The organism is Sulfurovum sp., assembly GCA_026990595.1.
In the GTDB taxonomy this organism is placed as follows: domain Bacteria; phylum Campylobacterota; class Campylobacteria; order Campylobacterales; family Sulfurovaceae; genus Sulfurovum.
On the sequence record JALXCZ010000030.1, the window covers coordinates 1 to 25887 of the forward strand.

30 protein-coding genes are annotated in these 25887 nt (G+C 38.3%); 4 read left to right on the forward strand and 26 right to left on the reverse strand.

Going from position 1 to position 25887, the window contains the following annotated elements:
* Window positions 1–243: 243 nt before the first annotated feature.
* From argJ to dbpA, 4 genes are all read left to right on the forward strand, one after another.
* Complete coding sequence (gene argJ, locus MVE01_RS06365; RefSeq protein ID WP_472561340.1) at window positions 244–1440, forward strand: bifunctional glutamate N-acetyltransferase/amino-acid acetyltransferase ArgJ; 1197 nt, start codon at window positions 244–246, stop codon at window positions 1438–1440.
* 67 nt (window positions 1441–1507) lie between these two features.
* Entirely contained in the window at window positions 1508–2416 is a 909-nt protein-coding gene (locus tag MVE01_RS06370) for a hypothetical protein (protein WP_472561341.1), read from the forward strand.
* A gap of 105 nt (window positions 2417–2521) precedes the next feature.
* A complete protein-coding gene (locus MVE01_RS06375) occupies window positions 2522–2746 on the forward strand; it encodes a YdcH family protein (protein WP_472561342.1) in 225 nt (74 codons plus the stop codon).
* 82 nt (window positions 2747–2828) lie between these two features.
* Window positions 2829–4190, forward strand: a complete 1362-nt coding sequence (gene dbpA / locus MVE01_RS06380; RefSeq protein ID WP_472561343.1) for an ATP-dependent RNA helicase DbpA — start codon at window positions 2829–2831, stop codon at window positions 4188–4190.
* On the opposite strand, the gene MVE01_RS06385 is transcribed toward dbpA, so the two are convergent.
* The 26 genes from MVE01_RS06385 to fabG all read right to left on the reverse strand — a co-directional run bounded on the left by MVE01_RS06385 (window position 4187) and on the right by fabG (window position 25884).
* Window positions 4187–4801: a DedA family protein gene (locus MVE01_RS06385; protein ID WP_472561344.1), complete on the reverse strand. Its 615-nt coding sequence runs from the start codon at window positions 4799–4801 to the stop codon at window positions 4187–4189. The two genes, dbpA and MVE01_RS06385, sit on opposite strands and share 4 nt — an antisense overlap.
* Window positions 4802–4822: 21 nt before the next feature.
* Window positions 4823–5758 carry an acetyl-CoA carboxylase carboxyl transferase subunit alpha gene (gene accA / locus MVE01_RS06390; protein ID WP_472561345.1) on the reverse strand — a complete coding sequence of 312 codons (936 nt, stop codon included), beginning with the start codon at window positions 5756–5758 and terminating at the stop codon, window positions 4823–4825.
* 9 nt (window positions 5759–5767) lie between these two features.
* On the reverse strand, window positions 5768–6985 hold the full coding sequence (locus tag MVE01_RS06395; RefSeq protein ID WP_472561346.1) for a beta-ketoacyl-ACP synthase II: 1218 nt from the start codon (window positions 6983–6985) through the stop codon (window positions 5768–5770).
* Between the two features lie 93 nt (window positions 6986–7078).
* Window positions 7079–7306 carry an acyl carrier protein gene (acpP, locus tag MVE01_RS06400; protein ID WP_008244620.1) on the reverse strand — a complete coding sequence of 76 codons (228 nt, stop codon included), beginning with the start codon at window positions 7304–7306 and terminating at the stop codon, window positions 7079–7081.
* Between the two features lie 234 nt (window positions 7307–7540).
* Entirely contained in the window at window positions 7541–8044 is a 504-nt protein-coding gene (locus tag MVE01_RS06405) for a hypothetical protein (RefSeq protein ID WP_472561347.1), read from the reverse strand.
* A complete protein-coding gene (locus MVE01_RS06410; protein WP_472561348.1) occupies window positions 8041–9009 on the reverse strand; it encodes a hypothetical protein in 969 nt (322 codons plus the stop codon). The genes MVE01_RS06405 and MVE01_RS06410 overlap by 4 nt, the downstream gene beginning before the upstream one ends.
* Window positions 9006–9692 carry an ABC transporter ATP-binding protein gene (locus MVE01_RS06415; RefSeq protein ID WP_472561397.1) on the reverse strand — a complete coding sequence of 229 codons (687 nt, stop codon included), beginning with the start codon at window positions 9690–9692 and terminating at the stop codon, window positions 9006–9008. Before MVE01_RS06415 ends, MVE01_RS06410 begins: the two co-directional genes overlap by 4 nt.
* Window positions 9692–10870: an ABC transporter permease gene (locus MVE01_RS06420; RefSeq protein ID WP_472561349.1), complete on the reverse strand. Its 1179-nt coding sequence runs from the start codon at window positions 10868–10870 to the stop codon at window positions 9692–9694. Before MVE01_RS06420 ends, MVE01_RS06415 begins: the two co-directional genes overlap by 1 nt.
* Complete coding sequence (locus MVE01_RS06425) at window positions 10860–11114, reverse strand: hypothetical protein (RefSeq protein ID WP_472561350.1); 255 nt, start codon at window positions 11112–11114, stop codon at window positions 10860–10862. Before MVE01_RS06425 ends, MVE01_RS06420 begins: the two co-directional genes overlap by 11 nt.
* Complete coding sequence (locus MVE01_RS06430) at window positions 11115–11789, reverse strand: nitrous oxide reductase accessory protein NosL (protein ID WP_472561351.1); 675 nt, start codon at window positions 11787–11789, stop codon at window positions 11115–11117.
* Window positions 11790–11940: 151 nt separating this feature from the next.
* Window positions 11941–12678, reverse strand: coding sequence for a nitrous oxide reductase accessory protein NosL (locus tag MVE01_RS06435; protein ID WP_472561352.1), 738 nt, complete (start codon window positions 12676–12678; stop codon window positions 11941–11943).
* A gap of 67 nt (window positions 12679–12745) precedes the next feature.
* On the reverse strand, window positions 12746–13267 hold the full coding sequence (locus MVE01_RS06440; RefSeq protein WP_472561353.1) for a PAS domain-containing protein: 522 nt from the start codon (window positions 13265–13267) through the stop codon (window positions 12746–12748).
* Window positions 13268–13278: 11 nt separating this feature from the next.
* Window positions 13279–13791, reverse strand: coding sequence for a nitrous oxide reductase accessory protein NosL (locus MVE01_RS06445; protein ID WP_472561354.1), 513 nt, complete (start codon window positions 13789–13791; stop codon window positions 13279–13281).
* Window positions 13792–13800: 9 nt separating this feature from the next.
* A complete protein-coding gene (locus tag MVE01_RS06450) occupies window positions 13801–14628 on the reverse strand; it encodes an ABC transporter permease (RefSeq protein WP_472561355.1) in 828 nt (275 codons plus the stop codon).
* On the reverse strand, window positions 14628–15098 hold the full coding sequence (locus MVE01_RS06455; RefSeq protein ID WP_472561356.1) for a hypothetical protein: 471 nt from the start codon (window positions 15096–15098) through the stop codon (window positions 14628–14630). The genes MVE01_RS06450 and MVE01_RS06455 overlap by 1 nt, the downstream gene beginning before the upstream one ends.
* Entirely contained in the window at window positions 15085–15726 is a 642-nt protein-coding gene (locus tag MVE01_RS06460) for an ABC transporter ATP-binding protein (RefSeq protein ID WP_472561357.1), read from the reverse strand. The genes MVE01_RS06455 and MVE01_RS06460 overlap by 14 nt, the downstream gene beginning before the upstream one ends.
* Window positions 15727–16638: a NapH/MauN family ferredoxin-type protein gene (locus MVE01_RS06465; protein ID WP_472561358.1), complete on the reverse strand. Its 912-nt coding sequence runs from the start codon at window positions 16636–16638 to the stop codon at window positions 15727–15729.
* A gap of 16 nt (window positions 16639–16654) precedes the next feature.
* The gene (locus MVE01_RS06470) at window positions 16655–17185 is read right to left on the reverse strand and encodes a c-type cytochrome (protein ID WP_472561359.1); all 531 of its coding nucleotides are present in this window, start codon (window positions 17183–17185) and stop codon (window positions 16655–16657) included.
* On the reverse strand, window positions 17185–17760 hold the full coding sequence (locus MVE01_RS06475; protein ID WP_472561360.1) for a c-type cytochrome: 576 nt from the start codon (window positions 17758–17760) through the stop codon (window positions 17185–17187). Before MVE01_RS06475 ends, MVE01_RS06470 begins: the two co-directional genes overlap by 1 nt.
* Window positions 17753–18547: a 4Fe-4S dicluster domain-containing protein gene (locus tag MVE01_RS06480; protein ID WP_472561361.1), complete on the reverse strand. Its 795-nt coding sequence runs from the start codon at window positions 18545–18547 to the stop codon at window positions 17753–17755. The genes MVE01_RS06475 and MVE01_RS06480 overlap by 8 nt, the downstream gene beginning before the upstream one ends.
* Window positions 18547–19770, reverse strand: a complete 1224-nt coding sequence (locus MVE01_RS06485) for a nitrous oxide reductase family maturation protein NosD (RefSeq protein ID WP_472561362.1) — start codon at window positions 19768–19770, stop codon at window positions 18547–18549. Before MVE01_RS06485 ends, MVE01_RS06480 begins: the two co-directional genes overlap by 1 nt.
* A 1-nt stretch (window position 19771) precedes the next feature.
* Window positions 19772–20554, reverse strand: coding sequence for a cytochrome C (locus MVE01_RS06490; RefSeq protein WP_472561363.1), 783 nt, complete (start codon window positions 20552–20554; stop codon window positions 19772–19774).
* A 197-nt stretch (window positions 20555–20751) separates the two neighbouring features.
* On the reverse strand, window positions 20752–23355 hold the full coding sequence (nosZ, locus tag MVE01_RS06495; protein WP_472561364.1) for a Sec-dependent nitrous-oxide reductase: 2604 nt from the start codon (window positions 23353–23355) through the stop codon (window positions 20752–20754).
* A gap of 214 nt (window positions 23356–23569) precedes the next feature.
* Window positions 23570–24409 carry a sensor histidine kinase gene (locus tag MVE01_RS06500; RefSeq protein ID WP_472561365.1) on the reverse strand — a complete coding sequence of 280 codons (840 nt, stop codon included), beginning with the start codon at window positions 24407–24409 and terminating at the stop codon, window positions 23570–23572.
* On the reverse strand, window positions 24406–25059 hold the full coding sequence (locus tag MVE01_RS06505; RefSeq protein WP_472561366.1) for a response regulator transcription factor: 654 nt from the start codon (window positions 25057–25059) through the stop codon (window positions 24406–24408). The genes MVE01_RS06500 and MVE01_RS06505 overlap by 4 nt, the downstream gene beginning before the upstream one ends.
* 81 nt (window positions 25060–25140) lie before the next feature.
* Entirely contained in the window at window positions 25141–25884 is a 744-nt protein-coding gene (gene fabG / locus MVE01_RS06510) for a 3-oxoacyl-ACP reductase FabG (protein WP_472561367.1), read from the reverse strand.
* Between the last annotated feature and the right edge of the window lie 3 nt (window positions 25885–25887).

Sequence of the window (25887 nt, forward strand, 5' to 3'; positions counted from 1 at the left end):
GTAAATTCATCCCTATGCCAAAAGGGGATACCATTATTATGCCTGAATCCAAACTGCTTCTGATCGGTACAGGTGACGGTATACGCCATGCAAAAAAGATCATCCGTAAAAAGACAAAACCTGAAGAACTTAAATTTGTTTAATGCCTCAGTTTTCGGAAAGTAAAGACTTTAGTCTCAAAAAATACAAGAGGTGGGACGAAAGTCTGCACTTCCACATAATGCTACAAAAAAGGTTATTTATATGTTAAACTATACTATTAAACCATTAGAAAATGGGCTGGAAAATGTGCAAGGATTTTTTTGTGGAGCAACCAATGTAGGTATGCGTCCAGATAAAAGAGAGGGAGATATAGCGTTCATACGCTCCAAAGTACCCTGTGACATCTCAGCGGTCTTTACATCAAATACCTTTCAGGCTGCACCCATTAAACATTTTCAGAAATATCCCAAGGATTTTAAAACAGACTTTATACTCATCAATGCCAAAAATGCCAATGCCATGACAGGCAAGAAGGGTATTGAAGATATTGAAACTATTTTTGATACACTCTCTTCCAAAATGGAGGTGCATAACCCTGTCATGTCCTCCACTGGAGTGATCGGGTACCGTCTACCGCTTGAGAAGATCATTTCAGCTTTTGACAAGTTGGATTTCAATGCCAAGAATTCAGACCACGCTGCACGTGCCATTATGACCACAGACAGCTTTAAAAAAGAGTTGGCATACAAAGTGCAACTGCAAAATGGTGAAAGTTTCAACATTGCTGCCATCTGCAAAGGTGCAGGGATGATAAACCCTGCCATGGCAACCATGCTCTGTTTTATTATCACTGATGCAGATATACCAAAATCCGATATGGATACCCTGCTCCCAAATGCAGCAGAACAGTCATTTAACCGTATCAGTGTAGATGGAGATACCTCTACCAATGATACAGTGATGCTGTTTGCCAATCAACAAAGTGATGCATATGACAAACATGCTTTCAAAGAAGTGCTTGAGAAGATCATGTTTGAACTTGCCATGATGATACTGCGTGACGGCGAAGGGGCAAGCAAATTGGTTGCTTTTGAGGTAAGGGGAGCAAAAAACATAGAGGATGCAAAAAAAGCTTCTACGGCACTCAGCAACTCACTACTTGTTAAAACAGCTCTTTTTGGTGAAGACCCGAATTGGGGACGTATTGCTTCTACCATAGGGGCAAGCGGTATAGCCTGTAACGAAAGCAAACTCACTATCTATTATGATGATCTACTTATCTATTCTGATGCATTTAGAGAATTAGACAAAGCACGTGAAGAACAAGCATATAAGATCATGAAACAGGAGAGTTACAAAGTAACATGTGATGTTGGTTTAGGGGATGCTGCCTATACTTCCTATGGTTGTGATCTCAGTTATGAATATGTAAAGATCAATGCGGAATATAGAACTTGACACTTTTGACTTTTTTTGACTTTTTTAATATATACTACCATTTAAATTTAATTTCAAAGGGGAGATAATGATCTCAAAAAATATCAAAAGAAGAGTTACTATACTGCTTGGTATAGCTGTATTAAGTTTTATTATAAACGGTTGTGGTGGCGGAGGAGGAAGTTCTTCTCCTCAAGCAAGTGCACCTACTGAAAAAGAACAGGCTCCCATTACACAACAAAACAGTAAAACTGTTTCCACTGTTGCAACAGATTCCATTAAGTTAGGTTTTGGTGCACAAAGAACTTCCGGTGGAGGACTCTTTAAGATCACAGGAGAAACACAAACTGATACTGCTGCTTTAAACTTAATACGAAATACCATTAGACTGGATAAGCGGGTTGAAGGATATTGCGAAAAAGGTTTTATTGATGTTACCAATGCCTCATCTACAAGCGGAACCGTTACATTCAGCAACTGTCAGACAAATAATATGATCTATGACGGTACAGTAATAGTTTCTACTAACAGCAGCCAGACCTCTTTTTCCGCAACTTACAGTGATTTTAAAATTACAGATCTTACAGATAATGCCTATGTCTATTTTGAAAGTATGAAACTTTCCTTTAAAAAAGATGACTACAGAATCACTGAACTTACAGTTGCAATGGACGGATATGCAGAAGATAACGGAGAAAGAATTGATTACAGAAACTATAACTTTAATATGAACCTTTCAACAACTGATATGATGCGTATCACAGTAAACGGATACATTAAAACAAAATGTTTAGATGGCTGGATCGGTATCAAAACAGACCGTACTATTATTACATCAAACAATGATGCTTGTCCAATAGCAGGAAAGATCATGGTTGACGGACAAGATTCTTCATTGGAAATGACTTTCAACAGTGATCATAGTATCGATGTTACAGTAGCTGGAGAAACAACCCATTATACTGACTGTAGTGAGCTTGGATCTGCCTGTAATTGATTGTCTGTCTTATGCTTTGTCAGATACATTATTGACAAAGCATATTTTCAATATTCTCTAACCCCAAAATAGTTACAATAAGATATATCAAAATGAGGAATTAACATGTTACACGAATATAGAGACGATATCCATGAACTTAAACAAAAAGATGCACACTTTGCAAGAATTTTTGAAAAGCATAATGAACTTGACCAAAAAATAGAGCATGCAGAATCAGGTGATGTTCCTATGACCGATATGGAACTTGAAACCCTAAAAAAAGAGAAGCTTCTTTTAAAAGATGAAGCCTACAAAATGATCATGGATCATAGAAAATCCAAAGCATAATCATGACGTGAGCTTCGGCTCACAACACTCTCTCCTCTTAACACAAAATATCCTATACTTACACAAAAAAGAGACAATAAATATGGCAGCATTCAATACAATTACCAATATTCCTCAGGCCCTTTTAGATACACTGCAAACACTTGATTTTACCACTATGACTGCAATACAGGAAAAAGCAATCAATCCTATACTGGAGAACAAAGATATCTTAGCACAATCCAAAACAGGGTCAGGAAAAACATTGGCCTTTGGTCTACCCTGTATAATGCGAACTGATACGAACAACTATAGACCTCAATCTATTATTATTACCCCTACCAGAGAATTAGCAGATCAAATTGCTACCCAACTCAGAAAGGTTGCTTCTTATAAAGCCAATCTCAAAATACTTACACTTTATGGCGGTGTGCCTCTCAGAGCACAGGCAGATTCATTGGCAAAAGGAGCACATATACTCATAGGTACACCTGGGCGGATACAAGATCATTTGGCAAAAGAAACATTAACACTCGAAAGTATTAAAACCCTCATACTGGATGAAGCTGACCGCATGCTGGATATGGGTTTTTATGACGAAATAGTCAAAATTGCCTCCAACATGCCAAGAGCTAAGCAAACACTCCTCTTTTCTGCAACATTCCCGGAAAAGATAGAAAAACTCTCCATTGCACTCCTCAAACAGCCACTCACCATTAAAGTAGATACGATCCAGGAAACTACAAAGATAGATGAAATTCTTTATGAAACAACAGATAAATTTAAAACACTTAGTGCACTCATAGGTTCATACAAACCTGAATCACTACTTATCTTCTGCAATACAAAAGCTGAAGTGATCTCACTCACTGACAGACTCTATAAACAGGGTCATTCTGTAATTGACTTGCATGGCGATCTGGATCAAAGAGAACGTAATGAGTCTGTAATCGTATTTTCCAACGGTTCCAAGCGTATTATGGTAGCCACTGATGTAGCCTCACGTGGACTTGACATTAAAGACATCTCGCTTGTTATAAACCATGACCTCCCTTTTGATGCAGAAGTCTATACCCACCGCATAGGACGAACAGGACGTGCCGATGCTGTAGGCATAGCACTCTCCCTTTTTTCACCCAAGGACAGCGATAAATGTGCTTACATACTTCAAAAGGCTAAAAAAGCTGAACCAAAAGAGTTACGGGTAGATGCAAAGTTTAAAATGGTAAGTGACTATGATACACTTTGCCTTAACGGCGGCAAAAAAACAAAGCTGCGCAAAGGTGATATTTTAGGTACCCTTTGCAAAGAAATAGGCATCGATAATCACTACATCGGGAAAATTGATATTACCGATACAAAATCCTATATAGCACTGCATCATACAGTGATAGATAAAGTATTTAAGGCTTTGAAAAAAGTAAAGATCAAAAAGAAGAAGTATATAGCATGGATATTGGACTAATCCTCCAGTATCTCTTTTCGTCTTCTGTTCCTGACTACATAAAAGATCGTGATTAATATTACACTAATCAGAGCGATCACTGTTGCTGATCGGAGATATTCAGAGATAAGTGCTTCATTAGAGCCCAGAAGATAGCCTAAAGCTACCAAAACGATCACCCAGATACCTGCACCTAATGCTGAATATAGAGAGAATTTTACTATATTCATACGTGCCAGACCTGCCGGAAGTGAGATAAGTTGACGGATACCGGGGATGAGTCTTCCATTAAATGTAGAGAGTTCTCCATGCTTAAAAAAGAAAGTCTCCAGTTTATCCAAAGTCTCCTTTTTAATAAAAAAATACCTACCATATTTCAAAATAAATTTTCTTCCAAAATGCATCGCCAGATAGTAGTTAAAAAGTGCTCCAGCCACTGAACCTATGATACCTACAATGACAACTATATAAAGATTCATCTCACCTTTAAATGCAAGATAACCTGCAGGAACCATAATAATTTCACTGGGAAAAGGGAAAAAAGTACTTTCGAGGAACATAAGAAAAAAGATACCCAAATAGCCCATCGAACCAATGGTATTTAAAAGATATTGGGCTATTTCGTGTATCATGAATTATATTTGATTCTAAACTTATTCGCTAAAAGCACCGACTGCAGTCAATTTTTTATAACGCAGATCAAGCATCTCATCTATTGAAAGCTCTTGTAGTGCTTTAACACTCTCCAAGAAATATGTTTTTAACACTTCTGCAGCTGTCACCTTATCCCGATGGGCACCGATCAGGGGCTCATCCAGTACATCATCAATAAGTTTATGTTCTAAAAGATCATTAGGTGTGATCTTAAGGGCTTTGGTTGCAGTCTCCACTTTGGATGGGTCATTCCATAAGATCGCAGAACACCCTTCCGGAGAGATCACTGCAAAAATAGAATAACGCATCATTGCCAGCTTATCTGATACACCGATAGCAAGTGCACCACCGGAACCACCTTCGCCGATGACCACTGAAACCATAGGTACTTTGACAGATGAAAATTCAAAAAGGTTTTTGGCAATAGCTTCACTTTGCCCTCTCTCCTCTGCACCAAGCCCTGGATAAGCACCCGGAGTGTCAATGAGCATCAATACAGGAATATCAAATTTCTCTGCCATTCTTACTGCTCGCAGAGCCTTTCTATAGCCTTCAGGATTAGGCATACCAAAATTTCTTTTGATCTTATTTTTAACCCCGCGCCCCTTCTGTTCACCGATCACCATGGTTTTTTGACCATCGATCCAACCAATATAACAAAGAATAGCAGGATCATCACGAAATGCTCTGTCCCCGTGAATCTCATAGGCATCATCCAAAAGTAGTTTAATATAGTCCAATGCATAAGGTCTGTCAGGATGACGTGCAAGTTGAAGTTTTTGGTAATCACTCAATGATCCAAAGGTCTTTGCAACCTCTTTTTCCAACTCTTTTTGATACTTTTCAACCGCTTCTAAATTGGCAATGGCATGGGCAGATACGATCTCTTCCTGTATCTTCTCAATTTTACTCTCAAAGTCTAAATAGGTTGCCATTTTGAATCCTTATATTTTCTTAAAGATGACCACACCGTTTGTTCCGCCAAAACCAAATGAATTACTCATTGCAATATTGATATTTGCTTTCCTTGCCCCCTCAGTCACATAATCAAGGTCACAGTTTTCATCAGGTGTTGTATAGTTGATAGTTGGGGGGATCACACCGTCCCTCATTGACATAAGCGAAATGACTGCTTCAATAGCACCAGCAGCACCAAGACAGTGTCCTATCTGACCTTTTGTAGAACTCACAGGAGGACAGTTCTCTTTTCCTCCAAGCAACTCTTTAATTGCAGCTGTTTCATTTTTGTCATTCACCGGTGTAGAAGTACCATGTGCATTGATGTAATCTATCTTGGGTTCACCAGCCATCTGGTAAGCACCTTTCATAGCACGAAGCGGTCCATCCATGGTCGGCGTGGTAATATGGTTTGCATCACCGCTCTCACCGAATCCAATAACCTCACCATAAATTGTAGCACCGCGTGCAACAGCATCTTCATAGCTTTCAAGTACCAATGCTCCTGCCCCTTCGCCCATGACAAAACCGTCACGATCTGCATCAAATGGTCTGGAAGCTGTTTTAGGATCATCATTTCTCGTAGAGAGTGCTTTCATAGCTGCAAAACCACCTACACCAACAGGACAGATAGCAGACTCTGCACCCACAACCAACATCTTGTCAGCAGTGCCTACCATAATGGATTTAGCTGCTTCTCCTATGGCATGTGTTCCCGCTGCACAGGCAGTGACAGAAGCAAGATTCGGCCCTCTGAGTTTTTGATAAATAGAAACAAATCCACCAAGCATATTGACCAGTGAAGAAGGGATGAAAAAAGGAGAAATTCTTCTTGGCCCTCTGTTTTCACATACAACAGAGTTTTTTTCAATATTCGGTAATCCGCCGATCCCTGATGCGGAAGCCACACCAAATCTGTCTCTATCCACATCTTCAGGAAGTTTTGCATCTTCTATCGCTTCCGCTGCAGCTTTGAGTCCAAGTTGAATGAATCTGTCTGCTTTTTTTGTCTCTTTAGCATCCATGACCGTAAGGGGATCAAAATCCATGATCTCACCTGCGATCTTTGCAGATTGCTTTTCAACATCAAATGACTCTATCACTTTGATACCGCATTTTCCCTCCAATATAGCAGAAAATGCACTCTCTTTTTCAAGTCCTAAAGAATTGATCATCCCTAAACCTGTCACTACTACTCTTTTCACTGCTTCTCCTATGTCTGCTTAAATAAGATATATATAAATATTTCGAAAAATAGTTAGATAACTCTTATTCCCCCGAAGGGAAATAAATTCAATTTATACGTTTTCGATAAATTTGATCGCGTCAGCTACCGTTGCAATAGCTTCTGCCTGGTCATCAGGAATTTCGATATCGAATTTCTCTTCAAGTGCCATTACCAACTCAACAACATCAAGACTGTCCGCCCCAAGATCTTCTACGAATTTAGACTCTTCTTTTACCTCATCCGGGCTCACATTTAGTTGTTCAACAACTACTTCTTTTACATCATCAAATAATGCCATTGATTACTCCTTAAGTTTGTTAAAAATACGCACAAGTATAACAAAAAAATGATAATAAAGCCTATAATTTTATATGAAATACCTGTTTGTGCTGTAATAAATCAAATTTTAGTGTAGAAAAAGTGAAAAAGTATTGACTTTCTCACCTTAGCTACGGCTAGGGTTTCAAAAGAGTGCCTAACCTAGACAAAAGCTAGAGATGTTGTGAACGTCTAGGTTATTCAGAGGGTTCAATTATTTGCCCAGAAGCTTTTTCTTGATGAAAGGGTCATGCAGGTTTTTACCTTGAAGCATCATTATTTTCATCTTATCATAATTGATAAGTCCCTCTTTTTTTACTTCTACTGCTGCAAATCCATACCCCATAGGGTCATGAGCAATACGTGAATACCATGCTTTTTTTGCATCTATCCATTGATGGGTATCGAGTGTTTGTGTGACTATTTTTACAACAGGAACTTTATGATTTTCAAGCCAAAGCACTACACAGCCGATATCATCAAAAAAATAAGTATCTCCATTTTCTGTAATGATCTGTGCAGCATACTCTAATTTCTCAACATCCATATTACATTCAGAACATTGATACTCTTTGGGTTTTATTGGCACGATTTGATGTGTTGTGTTTCCTTTATAGACATACCGGGCTCCCTCTTCACTTCCTAATGAGAGAAAAAGTATAACAATAATAGCTACGACTATCACAAGTGTTAAAAGATTAATGATTATTTTTTTCACAGGAAAACTCCATTTTTTAGATAATAGACTATGACATAACTTCCGCAAAGTATAACAAACAGACTGAGCAATAGTAACGAAATTCTCTTTAGAGCTTTGGTTTGTTGGTGAAACACAAACTGCATCAGTGCATTATCAATGGTGAAGAAAATACCAAAAAGTAAAAGACCCCAAACTGCATAACCTATATAATAGTAGTGATCCTGCAACATACAAAAAGGACATTTATGTGTGGGGAGTTCATAAATATACGTACCAAAGAAATAGACCACAGCATAATATGCCACGACACCAAAAAGTAGACTTGCACCGATACTAAGCATTGCCATATTGGAGAGTGTTGCTAAAACAACCAAAGCAAACAGCAGATAAAACAGTATCAAAAGTTTGGGAATATCCAAACCAAAAGGCAATCCGTTTGCCCCTGCTGTCTGTCCAAAGATAACAGAACAGCAACTAACCGGTTTAGTGGTTTCAATATGGGTAAAATAGAGAATATCCAAAAGAAACTCTGCACTCAACAAGAGAAAAATAAGCAGAAAGAACCATGCTTTCAGTTTCATATAGGGGTAACGCTTTGCTTTGAGGTCTAGCCCGTTGATGTTCAGCCAGAGTCCACTTAAAAAGAGGATCACAATTTTAAGTGCCAACAAAGGATTACCATAGGCATTTGCCTTGATGACACCGGCCCCACACATTGCACCGGGAACAAGATCGGAAAGAGCATCAATGGTATAGACAAAATAGGGCAGTAGTATCATCTTCAGTACCATAGCAAAAAAGATAATGGTCATCACTAGATAGGAGCGATTTTCAAGGTTAAACTGTTCTGTAGTAAAGTGATCAAAGTTCCACTTTTTGAGTAATCCAAGTGTGACAAGAAATGCAACAAAAAGCAGTATATAAAGTACTGTCTCGGAAAGCAGATAAACAATGACTGCATTGTTTAGGAGTATCTCATTCATTCTCGCTGCTCGCTGTTCACTATCTCACCATCTTCCATAGATAATACTTTGCTTACAAAAGAGAGTCCTTCAAACAGAGGATCATGTGTAGCAACAATGACTGTTTTTCCCATAGCGTGCAAGGATTGGAGTATCTCTATGAATTTCAGTGAATTGGCTCTGTCCAGATTGGCAGTAGGTTCATCACAGAGAATAAGTTCAGGCTCATGAACAAGTGCTCTGGCAATGGCACAACGCTGTTTTTCTCCACCTGAAAGTGCTTTGACTTCTTGTGATGCTTTGTGTGAAATAGCTGCAAGTTTCATGCTTTTCTCTGCCATAACAGTGATGGTCTGCATGTCTAATCCAGAATTGATCAAGGGAACAATGACATTCTCTTCTACACTGAGTGATTCTAAAAGATTAAAGTGTTGAAAAATAACACCAATCGTTTTAGCACGGTAGGCAGAAGCATGCAGATCAGGTAATTTAGAAATAAGTTCACCCTCTACAACAATCTTTCCTGAGCTTGGTTTATCAAGCCCGGCAATCAGTGAAAGAAGTGTTGATTTTCCACTTCCACTTACCCCACTTAAAATAGCTACCTCACCCTTGTTTATATGCATATCAATAGACTTCAATGCTTCAAACGCCTGAGATGTTCCCTCATTATAAATTTTGCTAACACTGTTTAATTCAACCATCATAACATCGCCTCTTTAGGTGGTGTCACTGCTATCTTCCATGCTGGTATGAGTACTGCTGCCAGAAAAGGCACGGCATAAAAAAGAAAAATAGAACCAAGGATACCAAATTTTATCACAGGTACAAAAGTAACATGATTTGCAAGATTGGCACTTCCAAGGAAAATATGATTAAGCAGTGGTGCATCAAGCATAAACACATAGAGGTATGCCAAGACTACCCCCAATGTGAAACTTACCAGAACGATTACCAAATTTTCATAAAATTTTAATTTCAGAATATCTTTAATGCTCCATCCTACCGCACGTAAAATACCTATCTCTTTTCGTTCTGTAGAATAGACCATAGAGTAACGCTGATAAAGAATGAGCATAAATGTCACAATACTTACAAGATAAAGGATCAAAAAAAGTCCTCCTTTATAGTTGTAAAGATTTTCATACGCTTTTTTCACTGCTTTTTTATCGACTACCCTCACATCATAGAACATGAGATGCAGTTTGGTAATAATATTGTCCCACTCTGCATCGTTGGGAACATTAAATGTAATATCTGTTACCTCACTCTCTTTCATACCAAAAATCTCTCGTGCAAGCTCTATAGGCATAACAATCATATCATTATCTATGAGTGAAGCTTGATGAGGAAGTGTTTGGACGATATGCACTTTTTTAAATGTTCCCTTGGGTGTTTTAAATGTAAAATTCTTTTTAAAATAATGTGCCTCAAGAAAATGCTTTACTCCGTTACCTACAAGCATACTGTCTTGGGACAAGAAATTTTTTAAATCTATATTTTTCACCAAAGCTTGCAATGCCTGAGCATTTTGTTCATCAAAAAAATCAATACCAACCACTAAAAAACTCTTTTGGCGTGGTGTGAAAAAATAGCGTCCATAGACTCTGGAGGCTACGTGGGTGACACCATTGACCTCAAGTATTTTATCAATCCATGCTACGGGTGTGTTGGCAGGTTTTCCTGCCTGTATGCGAGTCACCGTAAAATCTCCCTGCTTGTCTAATGTAGAGAGCAGAGAATCTTGCAATGAAGAAGAGAGAAAAAGTACACTGCTTAAAAGAAAAATAATAATGACAGAGATGAGTACTGCACCCATATGTTTACTTTTTTGTTTAAACAGCAGGAGCGTTAAAAAGTGTAAGAAAGCACTATTTTTCATAGACAAAATCCATTCTGTTTATTGGCTGCATCTGAGGATATGCAGGGTTTGAAGCTGTTTCATAAAAAAGTATTCTTGGTTCATAATAAGCTACGCTCAAGGAAGGTATAGAAAACTGTGTTAAAGCGGTTATCTTCTGATTTGCTTCTTGCAATACTTCTCTGTCATAACTAAGATAATGTCCTGCCATAAAAATAACAGACAATACCAGTAGCATTACCAGTGCAAAAAAAGGCTTGATCATTTACTGTTCTATCCCGTCTAATGCCATAACCATAGCATCGGTAATTTCATTAAATCTTACGATCTTTTTACCATGATGTTCAGTCATGAATGTCTGGGCACTTTTTTTATCCTTAAAGGCTATAAGTTCATGTCCCATCGGTCCAAATACATCTGCATCCAACACATAAAATGCTTCTTTTGCAGGGATCTCATCTATGGTGTAGTAGTCACTGACGATCATCTTGGAAATATGACTGCGGTCATAGGGAAAATCTCCATCAAAGATATAGTATTTCATCATATCTTTTACACCGTCAAAATAGTACACTTTTCCATCATGTTTCATCATTGCAGCCCATTTTGGATATTTGGAAACGAACATACCGCATACTGGACATTTTGCATCATCAGGAACTACTAAATGCTGACTGTTCTCTTTAATGCTTCCCTGCTGTAGATAATAGGCTACTGCTTCCAGTTTGTCAGGAGAGAGATGTTTACAAGATCCGGAAGAACGGATCTTTTTTTCAATTGTTTCAATATCACCTGTAACATGAGGAAGCTTACTTTGCTCACACATCACCTTGACAATACGTTCCCCTTTTTGTGCAAGTTTCATTGCTTTGATAGCATTACTCTCATCTGCAAAAAGAGATACCAGACTCCATAATGCTATAAAAATAATTTTTACCATGTTCATTTCCCTTGTGGGGTGTTGTCACGCGACAACACCATCAATATATAATTTTGTATCTCTTTGAATTATCAGTGTTGTAAGGGTACAAATATTAAAATGCAGTGCAAGCAAAGCACTAAATGCTGAGTCATACAACACTCTATGCACATTATCTGTTTTTCAGATACAATCCAACAGCCTGTAATTGTTTGCCGTTCAACCCCTTACAAAGTTCATTACTTACAATGAATGCTTTTGCTTCAGCAGTAGAAGCAAACTTCTTATCGGTTTTCTGACACATTTTAGCATACATCATTTTCCCTTTTTGAGCCATCATTGCCTGTTTTTTAGCAATCATCTGACTGTCTTTGGCAAACTCTGCTTTGGCTGCTTTAAGTGCTCCATTAAAGTCTGTCACCTTACCACCGTTTGCTTTGGCAAAAGCTTCTGCATCTACTTTTTTTGCAAACGCATATTTACTAACAGCTGACATTGTCCCTTTTTTACGACTTCCCACTACGTATATTGCTTTCTCTACTGGGATGAACTTCAGTGTTGTTACATCTACCACTTTCATTTCTGTAAGCTTGGTACCTTTTTGCAGATCTTCTGCCAAACAGTGAAGAGAACAATACTGCTTCACTTTACCATTAATAGTAGCTGCATGATTTGTTTTATAAAACATTGGAAGTGTCATACCACACTCAGGACAAAAGGCTTTTGCTTTTCCATCTTGCAGGAGTGTCGCTTTTTCTTTAGAAACAGACTGGAACATTTTCATCATTTTCTTAGGCATAGCAGATACCTTCATCGCTCCCCCACATTTTCCGGGTGCACACTTCATTTCAGCGTGTGAAAAACTTACCATAGTCCCCAATACCAACACAGCCAATAACAGTTTTTTCATTTTGTATCCTTATATTTTTAATAATTTATCATAATACATTAGTGTTAAATTAGTGTTAAGGAATCCTCTAATAAAGTCTATGTATCTCTTCAAGCATATTATCTACAGTAATATCATCCCCATGGGACTCTAAAAAATCAGTCAAATATTTTTCAGAGGCTTCCATACCTCCCTCTTTCTCTACTTCAACCAGTTTTTTATAAATAGGATCAAGTACATTAGTCACATGTTTGGAGATCTTTTTTCTTGAAGCTTTGTAACCTGTGGCATGACCATTCTCATCTTTAATGACTTCAAAATCTGTAAACACCCAATAGTATCTTCCGTCTTTTGCCAGATTTTTAACAGCTGCAACAAAATTATGTCCGTTTTCTATACGATTCCAAAGTATTTTAAAGAGTATTTTAGGCATATCCGGATGGCGGACAATGCTATGTGGTTGCCCGATCAGTTCCTCTTTGGTATATCTGGAAATTTCTGCAAAATAGTCATTGACATAGGTAATAATCCCCTTAAGATCGGTATCACTCTCTATATACACATTGTTTTTGAGTTCAATCTCTTCATTCATAGGTTCTGGTCTTTTCATTTTTTTTCCTTTTACATATCTAGGTAACGTAATAAACCTGCTGTAATTTTAGAATATGGCAACAGTTTGGTACCACCATGCTTCATCATAAACAGCTTTGCATTAGTCTCAGACACAAACGGAATGAGGTCATCTCCATGAGGCCCTACAACTCTACTTCCAAACACATAAAGCGCTTGTTTGGCATCTGCTTTCTCTCCGGTGAGATAATCTTTTATATAGATCTTATCAATAGGTGCTTCAAGAAGATTTCGTTTAAGAAAATAGTCCTGATGTAGATAGACCTGCATCATAGATTTTACTGAAATAAATTCTGCTTTATGTCCATTCTTAAGCAAGGCATTGGTATGCCATTTTGGATACTTACTTAAAGGGATATCAAACATAGGATCAAGCTTTTGTTGCAATTGTGTGATCTTTCCTGTAAAAGGTTGGACAGGTTGCACAGGTTTTGCCTTAAAAGGCTTTGGTGTTTCTGCCATTAGCAGAGCACCAAAAGTAATTAATACGATAAATTTTTTCATCATTTTTCCTTATAAAAGATCTTTTTTTCTAAAGGCAATATAGCCTATATAAGAGAGTAATAATCCTATCACAATAGGGTAAACAAAGGCATAGACGATCAACCATGTTGAACCTAGTGTATCAAGAAGATAGTAAGCAACCGGACCAATCACTGTCAACTCAGGGTCAAACAATGAAATTGCTCCGATGCGGAATACCTCTATGGGGTTGAGCATTGCCAGCGTGATCACAACGTCATCACTTACTCTATTTTGCAGCATCAAGCCCATAAGTGCAATATCGATAAATGCCAACAAAACAATCCAGACAACAAATGAAGCCCCTAATGCAATATCAGTTGATTTAAGTATAGTGGAAAGGAAAAATGCCAATCCTAAAAAGACAAAACTTAGAGAAAAAAGGAGTGCTGAGTAAAGAAATATCATCTTCCATGGAAGTACACCACCTTTAAGCATACCAAATACTACCCCCAGTATCAATGCTAAAAATACTGGTAGAAAAACAGTAGAAAAACGCCCAAGCATTTTCCCCCAGTAGTAGTCTTTCAAAGAGACAGGAAAAGAGAGCATATACTCTAAGACATTACTCTCTCTGTCTCCCGAGATAGATTTTACTGTGGTAATCAATATAAAAATAGGCAAGATAATAATCGTTACCTGTATAAAGATAAGTAGTGTACGGCTAAGCCCCGTAAATCCCATTACCACAGAGTCTGAAACACCGGTAATAAAAAAGAGTGCCATTAAACCACCAAAGACTACAGAATACACATAAAACCATTTTGAACGTAAAGACTCCTTGACATCCAAATATGCAATCAATAAAAGATTTTTCATTAATACGCCTTCACTTTTGTTGAATTTTCTTTCTCTATCTCTACTATTTTTTTAGCTACATAAGGGTAATCAAATACCTTATTCCCTTTGGGAAGTGTTGCATCAGAATAGGCTGCAAAACCATAGGCCATAGGCGTAATGGCATCATTTACATATTTTGCTTTTCTAGCATCCATCCATACACCTGTTTTGGCATCGGTGATCCAAATAATCGCCTGATCTGCCCAAGGAATTTTCTCTTCTTTTAACCACAGTACTGCACAGCCAAGATCATCAAATTTATAATCTTTTCCTGTTTTTGGGTCAATAATCTGTACTGCAAATTTACGCTCACTGATTGCCATTTTGCAGCGTTCACACATATCCCTGTCCCAGTGCATCTTCTCTACACCACCAATAGGTTTTTTTTCACATCCCGAAAATCCAAAGAGAAGGAGAAGCGTTAAAAAAAGAAAACTAAATCTTTTCATCTTCAACTACCTTTCCCAAATCCATATAGATTTGTCGATTAACCAGACCTTCTATCTCATCTAAACGGTGGGTAATAAAAAGCGTAGAACATGAAGGATCTATCTCTGTAAGTAACTCATAGAACTTCTCTCTGCCTTTAGGATCAAGGTTTGCTGTGGGCTCATCGAAAATAAGCAAATTACTTTTTTTAGACAGGGCAATAGCAATAAGAAGTTTCTGTTTCATACCGCCTGAAAGTTTAAAGAATGGTTTATTTAACTGATTTTTCAAATCCAAATCCATTCTCTCTGATTCTAAAAATATTTTTTCTCTGGAAATAGCAGAGCTTTTCTCTACAAAAGAAAGCAACTCTTCGATACTCAGCTTTACAGGAGGAGGCAATTGGGGAATAAAACTGATATGTTTCAGCACATCTACCCTGTTTTTTATGGGATCCGCTCCATTTACCCGAATCTCTCCACTGTCTATGTGGTAAAATCCAAGTAAAGCACGTACAATAGTCGTCTTCCCTGCACCATTTGGACCCATCATCGCAATGCGATCACCCTGATTAATCATTAAATTTACATTGTCAAGTACTTTAGTACCCATAAAACTTTTAGTTACATCTTTTGCAACAGCTAACATCTATACCAAATCCTTCAATCTAAATTCATAGTTATATGCATCTGTATGACACACATCAAAACATCTACCACACATGGTGCAGTCTCCATTAACAACCAACTGTGTCTCTATCCCTTTTTCTGCACGTTCTTTATCATGTTTAGGTTTAATAAATTCAAGTACATGGTCTTCAAAACAAGCATTTAGACAGGCACCACAGTGGTCACATTTGTTCATATCCCATTTTACTTTTGTCATACTGACCCAGCCTAGCATATTGTAGGTAGTTCCTACAGGACAGACATATTTACACCATGCTCTTCTGGAGTAGAATATCTCTATACCAAGCACGACAAAAACCCAAATAAATGCCAAACTCCACCCATATGTAATAGCTCTGCTTAAATACCCAATAGGGTTTATCACTTCAAAGACAAGATAGCTGTCTATAGCCGCGGCAACAAGGAAAATAATCCAAAAAACAAAACGTATATTAGGATTAAACTTATGTTCTTTGATGATCTTTCTACGTATAAGTATCTGGTGGATACGTTCTCCTATTTCACTGAGAAAACCATAAGGGCAAACCCAGGAACAATAAGCTTTCCCGCCTACAAGAAAATAAAAAACGATCAGCGTTACACTTCCGATGATCACATTAATGTGAAAATGATGTTCCGCTGCGAAGATCTCAAGTGCCGTAAAAGGATCAATCAGATGGAAGCCGAAAAGTCGTGAACCGTTCAATGTCCCTTCAAGCATCTGTATATCAATATGGAATGAAAGAAAAAAGAGCAAATTGATAATAAAAATACTCAACCATCTCCATGCTCTTATCGTAAGTCTGAACTTACCCTCTTTGGTTTTGTAGTACAGTGTGCTTAACAAAGAGGCATTCACAATCTCCTTGATGCTGCTGTTATATCTATCCATCTCTTATCCTTTCAGCTTACTGCTGTTGATACGCTTTAAGTTTCTGCTCAAACGATCCTATCTCATCAGAAAGTGCTTTTAACTGCTCCTCATCCATTTTACTGAGCAATCCATACATAACATAATTTTTTCTCTTTCCAGATTTAAAATCAGTCAATGCCTGATGTATTTCTCCCGCACTTTTACCAATAAGTTTAGGACCAATAATTCCTCCACCGTTGACGCCGTGACAAGAAGCACACTTTTGTTTATAGAGTGGACTTACCTTGAAAGCTGCCATATTTCCTGCTTTACTTTTCAGTGCACTGAGTTTGTCATCAAGCTCTTTTTTCTTTTTCGCCTGCTCTTTTTCTACCTCTTCGTTTGATGCTGTCTCTATTTTCTGCTGTGTTTCCGTCACATCGTTACCCAAATTTACTTTTACCTGTGACTTGGCAATGACTTTATTAATCTCATCAATTTTATGTACTTCACTGTCTGATTTATAGACTATAAATGCCGCTCCTACCGCTAAAAGTGTTGCTATTGCCGCTAGTATATGTTTCATTATCGTTTACTCCTCATCTCTTTAATTTGTCTGTTAAATCTCTCAATCTCTTTGGCGATCGCCTTAAGTCTTTTTTCATCAATACGATTCACTAACTGCTTCATAAGAGGATTTTTTCTCTTACCTGTTTTAAATTCTTGAATCTGATTAAAAATAAAGGTAGCATTTTTATCTAAAAGTGCAGGACCTACCACACCGTTGGCATAGTCGTCATGACATGCTGAACATAGTAGACGATAGTCAGGACTCAGTTGCTGGATCATAAGAGTAATCTGTATACGTTCATAGGGCGATCTAATATCCCTATACGCATCCAACTTCGTTCTTACTTTGGAGGTGTCGGCATTGTATTGACCCACTTCTTTATCTTTCTCTTTATTATATGAGTAATAGAACTGTCCGCTGTTCTCTTTACTTTTTGTCTCTTTTTTCAATGCCTTCACAGCATCTTCTGTTACAACAATCCCACTGGAATTTGCTACTTCGTTTGTCTGTGTTTTTGTTTTTTCATTGCTACAACCACTTAACACTAAGAGGGCTGTACCTAACGAAAAGATCATGGATCTTCTAAACATGGTTTGTTCCTTTTTTCTTTTCATACACATCGGCATAAGTTGCATATGGCAGGATTTGTAATACTTTGGTAGGGCAGAGCTCTACACAGGCACCACAGCCAACACAGGCATCTCGTATCTCAGGGAAAAGTCCACCACTTTTATCAACCATACCAATAGCTTTACTCGGATCAGGGGTAAATGGACAAAGGTCAGCACAAAGATTACAACTTTTACCTTCATGCGTATTCAACTTCTGTAAAAGTGTCTTTTGTAATCTTACTTTTTCCGTGTCGTTGTCATATATCTCTACTTTTCTGTTCACACGTTCTGATTCAGAGATCACAGCCGTATGATCATAGATCCTGCCGATCATCTCTTTGGTTACTTTTTTACCCTCCAAGGCAAGACAGGCACTCTCATTGACAACGATCGCCATACCCATATGTACTTTTTCTATAACATTTGATTCATGATCAAGTGCTCCTGTAGGACAGGCAAGCACACAAGGAAAAGCTTCACAAAGGTAGCATCCACGTGCCAACGGATCAATATATGCTGTTCCTACACCTGCTTTACCGTCTATATCTTCCAGCTTAATAGAATCATACGGGCACACTTGTAGACACTGTCCACACTTAATACACATAGTAAGAAATCTATCTTCCTCTACAGCACCGGGAGGACGCAGTCGGTTTTCGCCCCGTTTGAAATCTTTGGCTGCCCATATACCGCCTGCAGCAGCAAGACCCAATACACCGAGCCCTGCTGCCTGCCTCATAAACTGCCGTCTTTTTTTCTCTTGCATTACACCTCTCCTTCATACATTTTAGGATGTTTATCACTTAAAAGCAGTACCGGCTCAGAAAACGGTGCCAGCTTTGCCAAAAAATTCAATATAGAGATCACAGGCGAGCCGTAAAAGAATTTTATGTTGGGATTAAGTAACCATACTTTGTCTGCATAGGCAAAATAATTATATGGTCCATCACCTATCCCATCATTGTTTTTATCAAACCCCTCATAATCATCCCAGTAATTTCCGTCAAATTTATTTTCTGTCACCTTGGTATTGTAGGAATCATTGATCACATTTTCTATATTGCCTTTAAAAATATTATTGACAAATCGGTTATGCAGACTCAAAGAGTGAAAATGTATTCCTTCACTGTTATAGATGATCTTGTTGTTCTCTATCACATTGACCGTATCAGGTTCATAAGGCGAACGGTCAATAAACAGCCCTCTGGCACAATAGATGATCGTATTATTCTTCAGTACAAAATTACTGGCATCTTTCATCCCTATACCCAATCCTGTGGTTCCCAGAGAATTCTCTATCAAATTCCCCGTGGCAGTTGTATCTTGGGAATACATAAAAAAAATCCCTACAGAATTATGTTTATATATATTGTTTTTAACAATATTTTTACCTGTATACATAAAATGCAAAGAGTATCTTCCATATTCACCCAAATTTTTCTCTATCAGATTCCCATGTGAATACCACACCACAAAATCACGTGATTTGTAAAGATGATTACTGCTTAAATGATTGTCATTACTATACCATAGACGTACACCATCTCCTCTAAGACCCAGGTCAAAAGGTTTGGATTCAATATAATTTCCAATGATCTCCGATCTGCTTACCTGAGCCATATCGATACCAAAAAGACAATCTAAAATTTTACAATGTTTCACTGTGCACTGCTCTACTTTTTTCAATGCTACTCCTGCATCTACACGCTCATGCTCTGCACCACTGTGTCTGATAGTTACATTCTCAACTGTTACACGCGAAGCTGTAATGGTAATTACCGTCCCTTTACCATCACCTTCGATGATCGCTTTTTGATCTTTCCCATCAATGATCAATGGTTTGTCTATCACAATATTACCGTGGTAAACCCCTGCCGGCAACTCCAAACGTGAACCCGCCTTTGCATGATCAATAGCCTCTTGCAGTACATTGTTTGCACTGAGCAAACTTGACAGTAATAAGAGAGAGACTGTGATCATTTTTACCATTTTAGGCTACCTGCTCACTTTTTTGATATTTGCGTTTTGCCGCTAATGCTAAAATACTTAAAATACTGATCGCTACCAAAAGCCAAAAACCAATACTGGGATAAGAGTGTGTGGTAAACTGTGCCACTTTTCCGTCTCCAAATACCGTGGGGGTGAACGGCTTTATCTTAAACGCTCCCCATGCATGCATATGATGTCCGAACCAATAGAGCCAATAGGAGTAAAATCCTATAAAGATCAAAGGCAATGAGATAGGAATCAACATCAGCAAATTCCATATTCGACCGTCATAAATAAGGAACATTGCAAAGATCCATGCCACAAAGATCAAAGCATAGGGTGCCAGCATACGAAGGTATGGTGCACCTCTCTCCATAGGATCCATCCCAATGTAGTGATTGATGGTATTCATCTCATGCACGTCTCCACTAAATCCATCAAAATGGTAAAAGACGGGAATTCCTTCAGGGAATGCATCTTTAGGGTAATTAGGCGCCTCAAGTGAAACGTACCAAATCGGTGCTGTTACCACATTCAACTCCATATCATCTGCAAGCATTTTAGCCAAATCATTTGCATCTTCTTTGGGAATGTTCGGAGAAACATATTTTCCTTTTTGAAAGAAATCCCATGCTTTTATGGTAAGGGGTGATATTTTCTCCGCTTTCCCCTGTCGTCCCATTTCTACGACATTATGTGTCAGTACCGCAGGTACAACAAACCAATAAAGCAGTATACCCAGCGCCAGCAGTGCAAATATTTTTGATTTTGCAAGTGAACTCATTTTTTATCCTTTCTTCATACATAGTGTAAAAAACGCTTTACGTTCTTTAAACTATCCATACCATAACTTCTTTATTTTACAGCAAACCCTTTAGTATAACCTTGATAGGCATCAATTTAAATTATATTTCAAAAAAATAAGATGAAGTTATAATAAAGATACAGGGGAGATCGACTTCCCTTGTATCTTTAGTGTTTCTAGAAGAGGTTTGCGTTTTCGTCGATCCATTTTAGATATTCAATAATATCGTCTGTTTGCTCTTTTGTCATACCCTGGTTAGGCATACGAAGGTTGAAGTAGTTGATCATAGACTTGATATAGTCATCATCATACATTTTTTCAGGATGCATGATCCACTGTTCTGCCCACTTCTCACCATTTTCATGTCTCTGAAGTACACCTGTCAAGTCTGGACCGGAACTTACTTTTCCGATAACGTGACATCCGTTACATCCACCCTCTTTATAGGCTGCTTCACCACGTTTTGCTGCCTCGCTCATAGGCTTAGCTACCTTTTTAACCAAGAGATCTCTTGCTCTGATACCAACATCTGCGGTCTTAACCATATACTGCCAGATCATGTTTTCAAAGAGAATTGCCTTATTCAGATCTCCAGCTTTTACAGCCTCATCTGATTTTGCTTTTTGTGCAGCAATCTTACCATACTGATCAAGTGCATCTTCCACCAATGCTTTAATCGTTGGATACTTTTCATAATGGTTCTCTTTAAGGAACTTCACAACACTCTGGATGACTTTATCTGTGGCAGCATTCACTGCAACAGTCTGGTCATACTCTTTTTTAAGCTGTTCTGGACTCATTGATGCCATTTTAAGTTTTTTCGCTGCTGTATACTTCTTGTTAGGGTCTTTAACCAACAGGTAACCCATCATTTCCAAGTGTAGTGCAGAACAGAACTCTGTACAGTAGTAAGGGAATACACCTTCTCTGTCAGCTTTAAATGTCAAGGCAACTGTTTTACCAGGCTCGAGTGAAGCATGTACATTATATTGATCCACAGTAAATCCGTGTGTCTCATCTTCGGCTCTTTCAAGGTTAGTCAAATAGAAAGTGACTGTATCGCCTTTATTTACAGTAACGTGTTCCGGGTTAATATGTGATCTAACCATTGTTCCGTAAACATATACATGGTTACCCTTACGAACGATCTTCTCTTGACCACCAAGTGTTTTACCTCTATGAATTTTACCGGTAAACGGATTGGTTCCCATTTTGTATCTTACTTCATGCTTGATCTTGTCTGCACGGATCGCTACTGCCTGGTGAGGTTCACCTAGAGGGATCGGCATATCATAAAGCAGTTGCATTTTCTTACCGCGAATATCGATCAACTGGTGGTTTTGCGGGTGTAACGGCCCGATCTCGTTAAATCTGTCAATTGCAAGCTTGTTCAATGCAATGATGTAATCTCCCTGAGGGTCTTCCGTTTTACCTTCCATACCGCAAAGGTGACCAATGTTGTAGTTAACATTTTGTCTGTCTTCTACTTTACAGGTATGGTAGTTCCATTTTACCACTTGGGAATCTACATAAAGTGACGTATAGATTTCACCTTTATCTTTCCAGTTTTTACCAAACTGGTTATGTAATGGTCCAAGTCCCAACTCTGCTTGACAAGACATAGTTTTTTTCAGATCGAGAATAGGAATACCATACGGGTCTTTCCCTACATACTCTTTATTTTTGATTGCACTTTGAATTTTTGCAAAGTCATATACCGTTGCATGCGTATCAAGCTTACCACAAACGACAATATTTTTACCGTCTGGTGATACATCAACACCGTGTGGTGACTTTGGCTCAGGAATAAGGAAGAGACAATCATTTTTCACTGCTACATCCATTGGTATAACACGTGCACCATTGATGATCTTCACATTCTTGTCATCTTTGGCAAGTTCAGCCAGCTTTTTCCAGTTGTAAACATGTAAAAAGTCCGTATCGTTTCTTGAACATCCTGCCTCAAATGGCGGAAGTCCTTTTTCGATACCCCCTGTATACATCTCTGAGTTGAATGAGTTGGTGAATCCCCAACCATAACTCGCCTCTTTACCGGCATCGGAAAGATCCTGCATATATGGAGGCATTTCAATTACAAATGATTTTTTCGGTTCAATTTTCCCTATTTCGTGATTAAACTTCCAAACCATTACTCCACCACGATAAGTTTCTTTATATTCATCCATTGGATGATAGTTATTATCAAGTGGTGCAGCATACTGACATGCTTCAAGAATATACTCAGAATTTGGCGTAAAGAATGCTCCACCATGATCAGATTTGAATACCGGATTCACCACGATCTGCTTGGTTACCATATCGTTTAGGTCAATGACTGCAATTCTCGGGTTGGCTTTATCGTTAATGACCAGCCATTTACCATCATATCTACCATTGGTTTCAGATATACCTGGATGGTGTGTGTCACCCCAGGTGATCGATTTACCGCGAATGTTACCTTCTGCAAGTATCTTCTTGGTATCATCATCATACCCCCACCCTTGCCAAGGCTCCGGTGTAAAGACACCGATATATTTAAGTATTCTCATAGACGGTACACCATAGACCATCATCTGTCCAGACTGTCCGCCCGAACTGAATACCAGATATTTATCACGTCCACCACTTGGTGTATAGGTTTTAGCAGCTGCCAACAGGTCAGTCTGTGTTAAACCACGCTCCTTCATCACTTTGTCCAAAGCACTTGCACCAAAAAGTGTCGAGACACTTAATGCAGAACCAAGAACAAGAGATGCAAATTTACTGAGTTTGTAATTCATTTTTCCTCCTTCAATTACGATATAAACAGATCCAAACTTCTTTGGATCAACGCTTATTTGTCCAATAGTTATAAGAAATATTATAACTATCATCAAAACACTCTTCATTATAACTAATCATAATGTTCAATATAATTGATTCAGATCAACTATTTAACACTAATTTAACAATTATAAAAGAAAAAAATGTCAAAACTTGTCAAAATAGGGGAAATTAGTTTTTTATGTTCTTTTTTAAGTCTAAAAATATAGTAGTGCCACTGTTTTTCTGTGATTGTATTTGAATATCAATATTCTCCTCGTCACAATAGGCTTTTACCAAAGCAAGTCCTATGCCCTCACCCTCTTTTTTACTGTCTCCCTGATAGTAACGTTCATAGACACGAAGCAGTTGTGTCTCATCCATACCTATTCCTCTATCGGTAATAGTAAGCAGATCATTCTGTAAGCTAATAGTTACAGGAGAATTTTTAGGAGAATATTTCATGGCATTCATCAGTAGATTATCTATCATTTTCTCAAACCCGATCTTATCTGCTTTAAGTAGACATTCTTCCATCTTTAGATCAAAACGGTTCCTTCCGAATGCTTCCAGTACCTCTATACGTTCATGTAACAATTTTTTCAAAGAAAAGAGCTCTTTCTCTACAGGATGTATCTCTTTTTTAATACTGTAAACCAACTCTTTATAGAGTCTTTCAAGCCTTAATGAAGAAGATTCTATGCGCGCTAAGCGTTGCAGATTTTTTTCATCCTGCAAGCGTTTTTTCAGCATACTGCTGTTGGCCCGTATAGTTGAAAGAGGAATGTTGAGTTCATGCAGTATTTCAGAGCTGAGTTGAGAAAGGCTCTCATCAAGCTGAACCTTGGGAGCAAGCAGATGCGTAGAGATCACATACCCCCAGCCCGCAGCCAAAAGAAGCACCATAAACCCTGCTATGAGAAAATTACTCTCCGTAAATCCTTCATTTTCCAAAAACCAGTACAAAAAACTCAAAAGCATTGCCACACTGGTGAAGTAGCCCAATGCAGCTAACAATGTCTTTTTTTTCATGACACCCACTTGTATCCTATACCTCGAACATTGACAATATTGTCAGGAAAATATTTTTTAAGCTGTGTAACATAGACCCTGAGCGATCCGTCACTGGCATGCTGCCCTGCCGCCCAAAGTCTGTTTTTAATGATCTCAGAGCTCACTACTTCACCTTTTGCTTCCACAAGCAGTACCAGTAATTCTACTGCTTTTTGTGTCACTTCCAGTGCTTCATCTTGCAAATAAAGTGTTTTTGCAACTATATCCAGAACATATGCACCTATGTTTACTCTATCTTTTCTTGCTTGTCGACGTAATAACGCTCCAATTCGAAGTAAAAGTTCATCAAGGTCAATAGGCTTTTTCATGTAATCATCCGCCCCTGTCTCAAAACCTTGTGTCAGAGAAGCTTTATCTTCTCTGGATGTTAAGAAAATCGTAGGGGTCACATCACCACTCTCTCGAAGTTTTTTCAGTAGGTCAAATCCATTCTCATAAGGAAGGTTCACGTCAAACAGATAAAGATCATAGGGGTGTTTATAGCTAAGATCAAGTGCAGAATAAGGATCCAATACAGTATCAACTTCAAACCCCTCTTCCTCTAAAAAATCCTGAAGGGTTTCATTAAAAAGCTTGTCATCTTCGAGCAGGAGTATTTTTATAGACATATTTTTCCAATTCGTAGGGGTAAATTCCATATTGACCCATGATACCAATAAGGGTAGATATGGAATCTGCCCCCTACACATTTACATCAACATCCCACCATTTACTTTCAATGTTTCACCTGTAATATATGAAGAGTAATCTGAAAGTAAAAATGCTACAGCATCTGCCACTTCATCAGGCTTTCCAAACCTTCCCATAGGGATCTTTACTGTAAATGCATCTTTTACCTCATCTTTAAGTACCTCTGTCATCTCTGTAGCAATAAACCCGGGAGTAATGGTATTGTAACGTATACCGGAGGTTGCTGCCTCTATAGCAAATGATTTTGTCATTGCGATCGTGCCGCCTTTAGAAGCAGCATAGTTCGTCTGTCCTGCATTACCTGTCTCACCTACGATAGAAGCAATATTTACTACCGAACCAAAACGTTTTTTTCGCATTACCTTAAGCGCTTCTCTGCACCCTATGAATGTTGATTTTAAATTCGCATTGATCACATCCATGAACTGCTCTGTTTTCATACGCATCGCCAAACCATCCTTGGTAATACCTGCATTGTTCACAAGATAAGAGAGCTCACCGTCACATACAATGATCTCTTTGATACCCGCTATAAAAGCTTCTTCATCACTTACATCAAATCCGATCACTTCAGCTTTGCCACCCGTTGCCTCGATCGCCTCTTTGACGGCATTTGCCTCTGCTTCACCTGAACGAAAGTTCACCCATACCTTCAATCCCATAGCTGCCAATCCCTTGGCGATCTGTGCACCGATTCCCCTACTTGCACCTGTAACCAAAACATTATTACCTGTAAATTTCATCTT